The sequence below is a fragment of the Dysgonomonas sp. ZJ279 genome, from assembly GCF_011039205.1.
Lineage (GTDB): Bacteria > Bacteroidota > Bacteroidia > Bacteroidales > Dysgonomonadaceae > Dysgonomonas.
Genome location: NZ_JAAKEL010000003.1, coordinates 62,232 through 76,754 on the forward strand (window position 1 = coordinate 62,232; position 14,523 = coordinate 76,754).

The window sequence follows — 14,523 nt, forward strand, 5'->3', positions numbered from 1 at the left end:
ATTAAATTGTCCGGATTATTAAATAGCATCTCTGTCATCCCGACACGCAGTGAGGGATCTCCTTACGAATAAAACTCTTACTTAACAGATTTCTCACATACGTTCGAAATGACAGAGAGTATATATATGACAAATAAAGATGCTTTCAATCTGATAGTTGAAAAAATAGAATCCATCAGAAAATATTTTAAACAATAGCTATTTTGAATTTGTTGTAATATTAAATTTAACAATTACCGGAAAAAAACTTATGAGGAAAGACTATTTACATACTACAAAAGAATGGTATTCTATCGAAACCGAAAGAGTTTTACAGAAGCTCGAGTCTGATAACACAAAAGGCCTGTCGCAGGATGAGGCTGCACAGCGTCTTACGCAATTTGGTGAGAATATACTTCCCGAAAAGAAAAAAGTGAGTAAACTTATTCGCTTCTTGAAACACTTTAACGATATATTAATCTATATCCTTTTCATTGCAGCTATTGTAACGGCACTGTTGGGTCACTATGTAGATACTGTTGTTATTTTATTGGTTGCCGTGGTAAATGCTTCAATCGGCTATTTTCAGGAAAATAAAGCGGAGAAGGCATTAGAAGATATAAAGAAGATGCTGTCTCTTAAAGCGCAGGTGATTAGAAATGGTACACGTACCGAAATCGATGCTTCTCATTTAACCGTTGGTGATATTGTGTTGCTTGGACCCGGCGATAAAGTTCCGGGTGATTTACGGTTAATTAAAGCCGATAATCTACGAATAGAAGAGTCTCCACTAACAGGTGAATCTGTTCCATCCGAAAAGAAAACAGATGCCTTGCCGCTTGATACGATGCTTGGCGATCGTATTAACATGGCATTCTCGAGTACAACTGTTAGTGCAGGTACAGGTGTCGGTGTGGTCGTAGCTATTGGGCAGGATACCGAGATTGGTAAGATCAATCAGATGATGTCGGATGTTGAAGAAATAACAACTCCGCTGCTTAAGCAAACAGCTAAGTTTGGTAAGACTGTATCTATCGTAATTGTAGTGATTGCCGTTCTTATTTATATATTCGGTCACTTCTTCCGTCATTACGATTCTACTGAATTGCTGATGTCTGTTATCGGACTTGCGGTTGCAGCCATCCCCGAAGGTCTGCCGGCTATTCTTTCTATTATACTTGCCATCGGTGTACAGAATATGGCGAAACGAAATGCTATTGTGCGTACGTTACCATCTGTTGAAACGCTGGGTGCGGTATCGGTGATATGTTCCGATAAAACAGGAACATTGACAAAGAACGAAATGACTGTGAAAACCGTAGAAATACGCGATGGTGATTTTATCGTTACAGGAACAGGATATGCGCCCACAGGCGATGTGTTAAATGGAGATCAGAAAGTAGATTTCAGAACGGAGCCTATTTTGCATGAGCTGATAAACTGTTTCAAAATATGTAACGAAGCATCGTTAGGTCAGGACGAAGAAGATCATTGGTTTGTGAAAGGTGACCCCACAGAAGGCGCTTTAATCACCCTATATGAAAAGGCGGATATAGAGCATATCCCTGTAGAACGTATCTCGACTATTCCGTTCGATTCGGAATATAAATATATGGCTACATTGATAGAAGGAGACAATCATAATATTATTTATATAAAAGGTGCTCCCGATCGTCTGCTCGATATGGCCGAAAAGGAGAAAACGAAAGCAGGAGAAAAAGACTTCGACCGTCACTATTGGGATGGTAAGATAATTGAGCTTGCCCAAAAAGGACAGCGTATAATAGGTGCTGCTTATAAGGTAATAGCCAAAAATATAACTACTATCGAGCACGAAGATATTCAGGATGGTATCGTATTTCTTGGTCTTGCAGGGATAATCGACCCTCCGCGCGAAGAAGCCATCGAAGCTATCAGATTGTGTACGGATGCTGGTATTACTGTCAAAATGATAACCGGTGACCATATAGATACAGCAAAAACTATCGGTCGCGAAATGGGTATCGGTGACGGTACAAAAGCGTTGCAGGGTAAAGACCTCGAAAATATGACCGATGCAGAGCTTGAAGTGGCTTCTCAGGAATACAATATATTTGCCCGTACAAGCCCCGAACATAAATTGAAACTGGTAAAGGCGCTCCAAGCCAGAGGTGTAATCTGTGCCATGACAGGTGATGGTGTAAACGATGCCCCTGCACTTAAGAAAGCCGATGTCGGGATAGCTATGGGTATTAAAGGTACGGAGGTAACTAAAGATGCTGCGGAAATGGTGTTGGCTGACGACAATTTCAGTACAATAGTTGCCGCTGTGGAAGAAGGGCGCAGGGTGTACGACAATCTTAAGAAAACAATTCTGTTTATATTGCCAACCAATGGTGCGGAAAGCTTCCTGATCATTGCCAGTATATTGTTCGGTACACTGATGCCACTGACACCGCTACAAATCTTGTGGGTTAATATGGTGACTTCTGTAACCGTATCGCTGGCTTTGGCATTCGAGAAACTGGAAGCGGGTGCAATGAAACGTCCTCCACGTTCGCCGCAAACGCCATTGCTTAGTGGTTACTTTATCTGGCGGATATTGTTTGTATCTGTTCTGATCGGTGGCGGAACTCTATGGATGAATATAAACCTGTTGGCAAATGGAGTAAGCGAAGAGATGGTGAGAACAATAACATTGCAGACTATCGTTATCTCTCAGATGTTCCACTTATTCAACAGCAGAAGTATCAGAGGGTTTGCATTCAACAAAGATTTCTTTGCAAACAAGGCTGTCTTTGTAGTGTCGGGTTTATTAATTCTTTTGCAATTGGGAATAACTTACCTGCCATTTATGAATAACGTATTTGGAACTACGCCATTAGCATTAGGCGACTGGGTATATCCGTTTATCCTCGGATTCGTTGTATTTGTAGTGGTTGAGATAGAGAAAGGCATAATGAGACAGATAGATAAGGCGAAGATAAAGTGATATTTCACACTCTCTGTCATCCCGATACGCAGTGAGGGATCTGTTATGAAATAAGCCGTTAGCTAATAGCTATTGGTTAATAACCTCAAGAGATAATAGATCCCTCACTGCGTATCGGGATGACAGAGAGCATAACAGAATCGGATATGCTATAACAAGTTATAGAGCTTGGAACCATTACCTGGAAATGGAAAAGCCCGATGATAAGTCGGGCTTTCACTTTATTAATTGTCATTCTTTTTACATCTTACCGAAAGATATACTTTCTTATTTCTATTGATATTATATGCTGCAGAACTTTCACTGTTTGTTACAAAGTCATGAGCACCTGAATTGTCAACCGGGCTGTTAGACCAGAATGAAGCTGTCCTGCCATAGCCCGTTGTTTCACCGTTTGAAGTAATGGTGGGGCTAGTATCCTTACTATAACTACTACCGGCCAATAAAATAGCAAAACCTCCCTGCTTTTTACTTTTAGAATATCCTTGAGTATTTAACTTATATCTGTCGTCTGACTGGATAGACGTATACGCGTTATCTACAAGTGCAAATGGTTCGCAGGGATCTTTTATAACCCTGCCTACAGGTATTAATCGGGAGTTGTTATCTCCCGGTAGCAGAATGGTGCCTCCGATATCAGCCATTTTACTATAGAGGGATGAGTTGGTTTGTAATTCATTGTGTAATAATATCCATTCCTTTTCCGATGGTAGATGCCATCCGTATGGACAAATACCTTGTCTGCGGGGACCTTCTGCATTATTTCCTGTTTCATTCGTAGTAGTATTTGCTTTAGAGTTTGTAGCAGCAGCCCAGTTGTATAACAAACCCAGCGATGGATTTGAAATAAACAGCGAAGAATTCTCTGGGTCGGTATTACCAACTTCAGCAGGGTAACCATATAGTGGTTTCACTAAGTCGGGACTGTAATCGGGTCCGGTAAGAATTGTTACAATTGCTTCGTCGGAACGGAGTGGATCATATCTTTTTGCACGAAGGTTTTCAAGCATCCATGTACCGGCTGTAGCACCGAATGAGCGATATAGGAATCTGTTGCCATCCTGATCGGTTCCAATAGAAACATCGGGAGACATTTCATCTGTTTTTTCACCCAAATATTGCCACAATTTGCCGTCCCATATATAAAGGCCTTCATATAGGCCTTCGGTGGGACATGGGTTTTCTTTGACATTAAAAACCATTAAGCCTGTGTACTCTAGTTCTTCGTTTGCGGCTACGCTGGGTATGTCTGCTTTTAGATCGGTGAGGGTTGTTAATTCTACTCGAGGCATAATTATTCCTTTTGTAGAGTTAGATTTACCGTCCGATCTGGAATCGGTGGTTTCAAATTCTTTTATCTGAAGTAGAGCCCCGGCAATGGGTGCTTCGGTGGAGCCAATAGTGACTTGTGCATTGGCTATAATACTAATGAAAATAAGTAGTAGAAATGCACCGTAAAGTTTTAAATTAATTTTTTGTAGTGTCATAGGTTTTGTTTTGAACTTTAGTTAGTACTTTTTGCATCTTACGGATATAGGGTTATCTTTCAGATTGTTTTGATGTTTAGCTTCGACTTTGTTTTTCCCGAAAAGCTGAAATTGTGGATATTATTCAGGTTTTTTACCCCGGAGAAGAATCTCCGATGCAGAAATGCTGTTTAGGCCTATGGTCGCTAGAACTCAGGGCGGAGGGAAAACGAGTATAGACACCATGAAAATGGAGTAAAGTTTTTTTTGGTCTTCTGATTGCGTCATAATACTTTATTTTAAAATGGTTAATTTCTAAGTCTTATGTTTATGCGCAAAAAGTAATAGTAGCTTTCTTGTGTAAAAAGTATTTATTGTTCAGTAAAGTTTATTATAAGATTCAGTATTCGAAATCGATGCATGTATGTTAATGGTGCATCTCGTAGCTTGTTTTTGGTGTTTAAAAAATTATAGCATCACTGTTTTTTTATTGCTCGGTTTTATCATACACTATTATAGTATTGAATTAATTAATTGTTTTTGGTTGTTGAAGAATATTTGCCTCGGAATACCCCCACTCTGAGTTATTAGTGTAGAGAATCGCTTTAGAGATTCAATCCAGTCTTTGTGGCATTGATGTATGTATCCATTCTGAGAATCGATAGTACCAATCGAATATAGGTTTATGACGGATAGTCCTACATCGCCTTCGAAGTGAGAATAAGATGCGTCAAAGTCAATATCAGATAGATATAATGAGATTCGATTGGTGGAATTGTAAATACCTGTCGCAGCAGTTAATTCGAGAGTAGATAATAATTGTAATAATTCGCTTTTCAGGATATTGATCTCTTCGGTAGTAATGAGATTGAGTTTGGAAAAATATTCTATTTCTCGGGCAAAAGATATAAATACATTTTTGTCGAAAATGAAATACGATTCAGGCATAAAATGTATTTCACTTATAAATCTTTGTTGTGTATCCAGAACTTTCTGTGGAATAATAAATTCAGAGAATGGCATAATATTCTCAATCGGTTGAGTTTGATACAGCCATCGGTATAATTTAAATTTGGATATTCCGGGAAAGGGTATTGAAAAAGTATAAGGGATATATCTGCAAGCAGAAATAACTCTTGAGTTTTTGCTGCTTTTCATTTTTTTGAAAAGATTGGCATATGTATCTAATACTTCGCAATATTTTTCTGTCAGATTATTGGATTGTAGTAATCTTAAGCCGAAGACAGCCCTGTCCATATCTTTCATTCCTACAATGAAATCTAAGGATATACCTAAAGTTTTAGATATTACGGCAGCTTCTTCTAATGTAAATTGGACATGTCCTCTAAGTCTACGGTAAATGGCTTCTTTTCCCAAAGGTAGAATGTCAGAAAGTGCATTTGCAATATTTGCTTCCGGTGGTAGAATGTTTGCAAGCGCAGAGATCAGTTCCTTATTTATACTTTTTTTCATTAATTAAAATATCGTACTTAGTTTATCGAAAATTCAATGTTAATTTGATATCGTATTACTGTTTCATATGTTATTTTGAATCTTTTTTGTTAAACAAAGATATATTATGAGACTCTGCTTACGATTACTGTTACGGTGGATTCTGAATTGATATTATTTCTATTTAAACATACACTGTGTATGTGTAGTCTACAATAGAGTAAAATTGGGTGTTTTGTTTTGTTATTGGCTCTATTAGGGTGGTTAAATATTGGTGTGTTTCTTTTTTAGGGTATAGGTGTTCGTCTAACAGACTAAAACGCCTTTATTATAGCTTGATATCTTTTTTAGTGTTGAGGATAAAAGCTTGTATTTTAGAATTATATATTAAGCACATACAAGATGCTAGTTTATTCTTTTGTTCTTCGCCATAGGCGAAGAACAAAAGCCTTTGGAGTAATTGCCTATTTGCGGATATCAGGTTATAATATGTTGTTTATTAGTTCTTTTTGTATTTTGAAAAATGATTTTCTTTCTTTTTCTCCACTTTGAGTTATCAATGTCGAAAATCTTCTTAAAGATTCGATCCATTCTTTATGAGATTGGCATACATATGGGTTTTCAGAATCGATGACCCCGATCGAATATAGACTCAATAAAGATAATTCAATATCGTCTCCTCTAAAGTATGCATACGAAGCATCGAAATCTACATCAGACAGATATAGCGATATACTTTTGCCAGTACTATAGGTTCCGGTGGCGGCCGTTAATTCAATTACGCTTAGTAATTCGAAAATTTCACTTTTCAAATCTTGTACTTCTGTATCGGAAATAAGATTTTGTTTTGCAAAATAGTTTATTTCTCTGGCGAAAGAAGTAAACATATTTCGATCGAAGATGAAATAAGAGTATGTAATGAAACGAATTTCATCGATGAATCTTTTTTGAGTATCTATCACTTTTTGTGGTACTATCAGTTCCGAAAAGGGGATAGTGTTTGTTATCGCCTGAGTCTGATATATCCATCGGTATAATTTAAACTTAGATAGATTACTGAACGGTAATACAAATGAGTATGGAATAATTCTGAAAGCTGCTATAACTTTGGAATGGCAATCCTTCAATTTCAGAAATATGCGGGTATACATATTGAGTACTTCACAATATTTATCTATCAGATTTTCTGATTGTAAGAGGCGCAATCCGAAAACGGCACGGTCTTTATCTTTTATCCCGGCAATCTCATCTAAAGAGATGCCTAATTCTTTTGATATTATCACAGCTTCATCTAACGTAAATTGTACATGCCCTCTGAGTCTGCGGTAAACAGCCTCTTTTCCTAAGGGAAGGATATCTAATAATGCATTTGCTATATTTTTATTGGGGGGAAGTGTATTCTCCAGGGCTGAAATTAACCCGTCATGCATATTTTTTATCATTGACTTTAATTTTATATTGATTCTATTACTTGTCTCAATATTGTATAACAATCAAAATCGAAAATCAGCGAGGAAAATATCTGTTTTTTTGCAATAATTATATATAAGTCTATTAATTAGATGATTATGTAAAATAGTTTGTTGTGTTCTTTTGTGTTAACTACCTGTGTTCGTGTCCGTTTTAAATTCAGTTATCAGGGTAATATATACAAAGCACACTCCATACTAAATTGCATGAAGCGTGCTTCTATTTATGCGAAAAGAAATGTATCTGGATTATTTGTTAGAGTCTTTATCGTCTCCGGTTATGTCATCTTCAAGACCTTTTACTCCGTCTTTGAAGTTTCTAACACCTTTGCCTAGCCCTTTCATTAGTTCTGGGATTTTCTTTCCTCCAAATAGGAGAAGAACTACAATGGCAATTATTATAATCTCTCCGGTTCCGAGATTTCCTAAAAATAAGATTGTATTGGTCATAGCATTTAAATATTAATTATTCTGTTTATATCTAATTATAAATTAGTTGGATGTCAATATATATATAGAATAGTCTATAAAGTAAAAGAACATATTTAATGTCGAACACTAAAGCTATAAATGTCAATCATTATCGTACTTGTATAGACAATAAAATAGGTTTAAGACTTTAGCTTGATGCTAAGGTAATGAGAATAAAATTATTTTCATTCATATTGCAATATTTTTCAGATCTTCTAACATTTCTTATTAACTAAAATAAAAAATCCTCTCTCATATTTTAATATATGGAGAGGATTTTATGAGAGATATTTCTAACTCGTTATTTGTCTCTTATTCAAGAGATGATAACATCTTTTCTTTAACGATCTGGCACGCACCGATTACACCGGCTTTGTTGCCTAATACAGATCTTTTCAGTTTCATGTCTCTGTTTACCAAACCAAGAGAATGCTTGCGTAAAGCTGCTTGGATAGGAAGCAAGACAAAATCGCCAAGTTTGGCAAAGTCTCCACCTATAATCAATAGATCCGGGTTGAAGATATTTAAAAGAACCGATAGATATCTTCCGATTACTTCACTTTGTTGTGTGATCAGCTCTATACATAGACTATCTTCTTGGACAAGAGCCCCCGATATGATAGAATGATGCTGAACCATTGGCGAAGCTTCTTCAAGCTCCACAAGCGATTTCTTACCATCAGCTAGTGCTTTCTTAAATTGAGATATGAGTGCCCATCCAGAAACTTCTGTCTCCAAGCAACCTATTTTACCACAGTGGCAAAGTATCTCATTGTCGAAGATAGAGCTATGTCCGAATTCTCCGGAGTAACCCGACTTACCATAATAGAGGCGGCCATTGGTTACAATACCAATACCTACACCCCAACTGTAGTTAAGGAAAAGAACATTTTCTTCGTTTTCTACTACGCCTTCCATATATTCACCGAAAGCCATAGCGCGCGTATCGTTCTCTAGAAATACAGGTAGACCGATTTGTTCGGCTACTATTTCTGTTAATGGGCGATTCTCGTTGAAGAAATAGTTGTAACTATATCCTTCCATTGAGTTTATACGTCCCGAGAGGTTGATACAAGTCCCTACAATTTTCGATTTGTCAGCAGGGCTGTCATCAATAAATTTGTTGATAATAGCACAGAATTTTAATAAAGATTCATGTGTATTCTCAAGTAGGAAGGGTACTTGCAGATCAAGACTAACAAATTCATTTTTCAGATTTTGAAGTCCGATCGCCATAGATGATCTTCCCATTTCGATACCGAGAAAAAATGCGCTAGAAGGTGCTATGCTGTAGAGCGATGGGCGCCTTCCGCCATTGTTTGCAACTTTCCCCATATCCATAATGAACCCGTCAGCAAGTAGTTCATTTACGGCTTTGGTGATAGTTGGAATACTCGATTGTAATTCGGCACTCAATTCGGCGATTGTTGCATCGCCAATTGACAATAAGCACTTCACAATAGATTGTTTAAGTGTGTGCCATTTGACCCCAGATAAGCTGTTGTCAGAACTGTTTACTAGTAAATCCTTTAGCGTCATGATGTTTTTATTTAATACAAGTGTAAAATTAAAAGAAAAAAATATCTAACTGAAATACTCATAATGTTGATTATCTTCATATTCATTTTTACAATTATTCTCATTTAGATTCTCTTTTTCGTCGTCTAATAAGTTGGTGTCTAAATTGTTTATAATATATTTCTAGGTGTTTTTTTGCATTTCAAGGCGAAGATAAAAAAAAATAATGATATTAGTTATTATTACTATATTCTTTATAAGTTTTATTTTTGTAATATAACAAATATATACATATTAAAATTATTTTTCATGCAATCCGTAGTTATTAAAGTAATCGTTTCGTTTTGTTTTTTATTAAAATTACTCTTCTCTTTTGATCTCTTCTTTTATTTTTATCTCTACCAGTTGCTTTAATTCTTGGCGACTTATTTTTCCTGTTTCTGTCAGTGGGATAGCCTTTATTATTATTGTTTTTTTCGGTAAATAATATGGTGGTAGCGCTTTAGCTACTAGTTTTTCGTCTATTGCACTTTCTATAACTAAAACTATTGCTTCACCGAATTTAGGGTCTGGAATAGAAGTGATAGCAAAAGGGCAATCAATAACAGGTTTGAGTAAATTTTCGACTTCTTCTATCTGAATTTTTATTCCGCCACTATTTATAATATTGTCTTTTCGTCCAATAATTTGAAAACTTCCATCTTTATGAATTTTTGCAATATCATTTGTGTAAAGTCGTTCATTACTAACTAATGGCGCATTAATGATCAGTGCATTGTCTTCCGAAAGCGATATATTAACCGAACTGAATGGCGAATAATACTCTGAAGCCTCATTACCATTGATACGTCTTAGAGCAATATGAGAGAGTGTTTCTGTCATGCCATAAGTCGAGTATATCTTGTTGGGTAGCGGCTTGAGTAATTCTTGCAGTTGATTATCTATCGCTCCTCCTCCTATAATGAGATTATCTATCTGAGATAATCGCTCCGCTTCAATACTATCTTGTAAGCTATTATATACTTGAAGAGGAATCATTGCTGCAAATTTGAGATGCATATCAATATCTCTAAGTGGATTGCCTGAAGGGGCAATAGGGTAGAGGTTTAATTCCGCTATAAGTGCCCGAACCACCAACATTTTACCGGCGATATAATTTAGAGACATGCAAAGTAATGCTGTATCGTTTTTTTGCAGTCCGAGAAATGTACAGGTTAGTTTTGCACTTTGCATCATCTTTTCTTTTTCAACCAGCATTTCCTTGGGGGTGCCGGTAGAGCCTGATGTCTGTACTTTCAGATGTGGAGAGTCAGAAAACCAATCTTGCAGAAACAGATATAAGTCATGATGAAATTCGGATTGTTTCGCTAAAGCAGATTCCTTCCCTTTATTGAATTCTTGCGGGTAATATGTTTTACCTTCGATGGTAATCGTTTGTTTTTGTCTTTCTAACTGATACATATTACAGGATGTCATTTAGTGAGAAATGTACTTCATTGGAATTAAACCACAAACAATCTTTCTTAATTTCCAAAGGTAAATCTATATTATTAGTGTAAAGTCCACCTGTTCCCAAACCTTGTGGTAACGGATTTTTGAATGTCGCACACCATTGAGCTATGGCGTTCAATCCTATATTTGATTCTAAGGCTGATGTTATCCACCAATCGATATTCATCTCTTTTGCCAATTCTATCCATTCGGTTGCTCCACTTATGCCTCCGTGAAGTGTCGGTTTGAGAATAATATATTGAGGATTTATAGCCTGTAATAGTTTTTTCTTCTCTTCGGGTTGATTGATCCCGATCAGTTCTTCGTCCAATGCTATCGGCAATGGAGTTTCTTTCACTAGCTTGGCCATCTCATCCCATTGTCCTGCGCGGATAGGCTGTTCTATGGAGTGTAAATCAAGGTCGGCTAATCGCTTCAGTTTATCAACTGCATCGTTAGGTGAAAAGGCTCCGTTTGCATCGACACGTAATGTAATGTCTTTCGAAGAGAAATGCTTACGGATATATTGAAGTAGTTTTAATTCGTCTTCGAAATTGATAGCACCTATTTTCAACTTTATGCAGCGAAATCCTTGTCGCATTTTAGCCTCGATTTGCTCCAGCATAAACTTATATTCACCCATCCATATTAAACCATTGATAGGAATACCTTTCTCTCCATTCGAATATGGTGTATCCCATAACTTAAAGCTTTTCTTCTGATAATGGAGCATAGCTGTTTCTAGCCCGAATAGGATAGATGGGTAGAGGCGTAGTGCTTCTTTGTCTAGCTGTCCTGTATCTTCCAGTTTTGCGCAAAAAGACTTTAATCGTTGTTCATAATTTTCGTCGTAATCGCAGCTTAGATCATGTAAAGGGGCACATTCGCCTATTCCCCAACGTTCGGGGTCAGACATGGAAGAGATAACCACATACCATATTTTATGATTGTGATATACTCCCCGAGAAGTGCCCGCCGGACGCTTAAACTGTAAGGTATAAGGTATTATCTTTATTTTCAATTCCACTATTCAGCTAATCACGGAAATTTAGGAAATTTCTTAAAGTCGGGTTTACGTTTTTCCAAAAATGCATGTTTACCTTCCTGAGCTTCATCTGTCAGATAATAAAGGAGGGTAGCATTTCCTGCAAGTTCCTGTATTCCAGCTTGCCCATCCAGTTCGGCATTCAATCCCATTTTTATCATACGCAATGCCATTGGGCTATGTTGCATCATTTCGTGTGCCCATTTCACTGTTTCGTCTTCCAGTTGATCGAATGGAACTACAGTATTTACAAGTCCCATTTCAAGAGCTTCTTGTGCCGAATATTGGCGGCAAAGGAACCATATTTCACGGGCTTTCTTTTGTCCTACTATACGTGCCAGATAAGAAGATCCGAATCCTGCGTCGAAGCTACCGACTTTTGGCCCGGTTTGTCCGAAAATGGCATTTTCGGAAGCGATCGACAAGTCGCATATCACTTGCAATACATGCCCGCCACCGATAGCAAAACCGTTTACCATGGCAATCACCGGCTTAGGCATCGAGCGTATTTGTTTTTGTACCTCAAGAACTTGTAAACGGGGTACACCATCTTTGCCGATATATCCGCCTTTACCTTTTACATTCTGGTCGCCACCTGCACAGAATGCTTTATCGCCTGCACCTGTGAGTACTACGACATAGATATCTTGATTCTCGTGGCAGATGCGAAGTGCATCGCTTATCTCCATAGTAGTTGTAGGAGTAAAAGCATTGCGATAGCGAGGGCGATTGATAGTTATACGTCCAATACCTTCGAAATAATCAAATAGAATTTCTTCGTATTCTTTAATGGTTTGCCATTCTCTTATTGTTGCCATATTATTTTATGTTTTTATTTGTTTCTTGTCTAACTGTTTCAAGATGTTAAAAGGTAACAAAAGTAACACTTTTTACCTTGTTTTTGATTGTAACCCTTTTTCTCTTTCGATTCATATAACTCATTGATAGTATATAGATAAACATAGAATTACTTCAGATGCTTTTTATATATTCTTTAATTGATGATAATACTCCTGAAACGTTTTCTTACTAACCTCCATTTCAGTGGAAACTTCAAGTAATATTGATTGCTCTGTTTTTTCGTTTGCAAATATATCGAGAGATTTATTTAATTCTTCTCGATTTTTAGCCGATAAATAATGTAATCCTGCTGCTTCGCCCCATGTCTTTGCATTCGTAGTATGTTCCGCAGCCACATATTCTTTCAATGAAGCTGATTTATTCAATTCTGGCAATAAATGGAAAATACCTCCGCCACCATTATTAATAAGCAGGATGCGTAGGTTTTTTATATGTTGAATATTCCATAAAGCACTTAGACTGTAAAAGAAACTCAGATCACCAATAATAAGATATACCAAGCCGTCATATACAGATGCAAAGCCTATAGTTGTAGGCAATGTGCTTTCTATACCGTTTGTTCCACGATTGCAGAATACACTTGTCGATTTATCTAATGTATATAGTTGCACATTGCGGACTGTCGAGCTATTAGCAAGATGCAATGCTGCGTTCTTGGGTAGTATTTTCAAAAACTCACCTGTGACTGATATATCCGAAAAAGGCGTATCAGCTTTTGGTTCTTTTATTTTAGAAGATGTGCTTTTCCATAATTCTGAAAATGAGCTCTCGCTGTTCGCATTTATCTGTTCGGATAGTTCGGCGAAGAAACTCAGCGTATCGGATTCTATAAGATCGGTCAATGATTGGTACAAATCTACAACTTCGCCTGAAGACGATAAATGCCAATGGTTTTTTGGCTTATGCTCTCTTAAGAAATGCTTTATGCGCTTAGATGTGATATGTCCGCCTAAAGTGATTAATAAGTCAGGGGCAAAATCTATTTTTTGATCATCGGATAAAGTATATAATAGTGCATCGAAATTTGTTATAAACGAAGATGATGCACAATTTGACAAATGCTCTGTAAGTATGATGCAATCATTTGCTAAAGCTAATTTTTCTAGTGCAGCAATGGTCTCCGGCGATTTAAACATTTGCCCTACTATAATCATCCGTTTAGTAAGCGAGTCCCATTTCTTGGCAAAGGGCCTTACATTCACTGTTTTTGTCAGTTGCGGATAGTCGATTTTCCTTACACTCGGCAACTCCTTTTCCGAATAATCGAATAAGGGTTCCGATATGGGTATATTTATATGAATGGGTCCTGCTGCGTTGGTAGTACAGGCTATAAGCGATTCGTTGATAAGCCGATTAAAGAACCATTCGTCTTTCTCATTATTTATTTCTGGCAAATGAACCGATTTTTTTACCAATGAGCCAAAAGTTCCCGCTTGCGGCAAAGTTTGTCCATCCATTTGTCCGATCCATTCGGGCGATCTGTCAGCCGAAATAACAATCAAAGGCAATTGCTGATAATATGCTTCTGCCACCGCCGGAGCATAATTAAGTACAGCTGTTCCCGATGTACAACAGATTGCAACAGGTGTTTGTGTTGCCTGTATTATTCCCAGTGCATAAAAAGCTGCATTACGTTCGTCTACAATTATATGACATTCGAAAAATGGATTCTGTGAAAAAGTCTGCATCAATGGAGCATTTCGCGATCCTGGAGAAACAACAATATGTTTTATCCCATACGCTTTAAGTAGTGCAACCGTTTGTAATACATTTTTTTTGACTGAATACATAATCTTACCT

At 37.2% G+C, this 14,523-nt stretch carries 10 protein-coding genes; 1 reads left to right on the forward strand and 9 read right to left on the reverse strand.

Features of this window, described 5'->3' with window-relative positions; all coding sequences use genetic code 11:
• The first annotated feature begins 250 nt into the window (after window positions 1-250).
• Entirely contained in the window at window positions 251-2,950 is a 2,700-nt protein-coding gene (locus G7Y57_RS05715; RefSeq protein WP_165021246.1) for a cation-transporting P-type ATPase, read from the forward strand.
• 224 nt (window positions 2,951-3,174) lie between these two features.
• Here G7Y57_RS05715 and G7Y57_RS05720 read toward each other — a convergent pair whose 3' ends face one another.
• The 9 genes from G7Y57_RS05720 to menD all read right to left on the reverse strand — a co-directional run bounded on the left by G7Y57_RS05720 (window position 3,175) and on the right by menD (window position 14,513).
• Entirely contained in the window at window positions 3,175-4,437 is a 1,263-nt protein-coding gene (locus G7Y57_RS05720) for an FISUMP domain-containing protein (protein WP_165021247.1), read from the reverse strand.
• 492 nt (window positions 4,438-4,929) lie between these two features.
• Window positions 4,930-5,889, reverse strand: coding sequence for a hypothetical protein (locus G7Y57_RS05725; RefSeq protein ID WP_165021248.1), 960 nt, complete (start codon window positions 5,887-5,889; stop codon window positions 4,930-4,932).
• 461 nt (window positions 5,890-6,350) lie between these two features.
• Window positions 6,351-7,310, reverse strand: a complete 960-nt coding sequence (locus G7Y57_RS05730; protein ID WP_165021249.1) for a hypothetical protein — start codon at window positions 7,308-7,310, stop codon at window positions 6,351-6,353.
• 276 nt (window positions 7,311-7,586) lie between these two features.
• A complete protein-coding gene (gene tatA, locus G7Y57_RS05735; RefSeq protein ID WP_165021250.1) occupies window positions 7,587-7,787 on the reverse strand; it encodes a twin-arginine translocase TatA/TatE family subunit in 201 nt (66 codons plus the stop codon).
• Between the two features lie 333 nt (window positions 7,788-8,120).
• The gene (locus tag G7Y57_RS05740) at window positions 8,121-9,347 is read right to left on the reverse strand and encodes an ROK family transcriptional regulator (protein WP_165021251.1); all 1,227 of its coding nucleotides are present in this window, start codon (window positions 9,345-9,347) and stop codon (window positions 8,121-8,123) included.
• 339 nt (window positions 9,348-9,686) lie between these two features.
• Window positions 9,687-10,802, reverse strand: a complete 1,116-nt coding sequence (locus G7Y57_RS05745) for an AMP-binding protein (protein WP_255491350.1) — start codon at window positions 10,800-10,802, stop codon at window positions 9,687-9,689.
• Window positions 10,789-11,844 carry an o-succinylbenzoate synthase gene (locus G7Y57_RS05750; protein ID WP_165021252.1) on the reverse strand — a complete coding sequence of 352 codons (1,056 nt, stop codon included), beginning with the start codon at window positions 11,842-11,844 and terminating at the stop codon, window positions 10,789-10,791. The genes G7Y57_RS05745 and G7Y57_RS05750 overlap by 14 nt, the downstream gene beginning before the upstream one ends.
• An 11-nt stretch (window positions 11,845-11,855) precedes the next feature.
• Window positions 11,856-12,680: a 1,4-dihydroxy-2-naphthoyl-CoA synthase gene (gene menB / locus G7Y57_RS05755; RefSeq protein ID WP_165021253.1), complete on the reverse strand. Its 825-nt coding sequence runs from the start codon at window positions 12,678-12,680 to the stop codon at window positions 11,856-11,858.
• 165 nt (window positions 12,681-12,845) lie between these two features.
• On the reverse strand, window positions 12,846-14,513 hold the full coding sequence (gene menD, locus G7Y57_RS05760; protein WP_165021254.1) for a 2-succinyl-5-enolpyruvyl-6-hydroxy-3-cyclohexene-1-carboxylic-acid synthase: 1,668 nt from the start codon (window positions 14,511-14,513) through the stop codon (window positions 12,846-12,848).
• Between the last annotated feature and the right edge of the window lie 10 nt (window positions 14,514-14,523).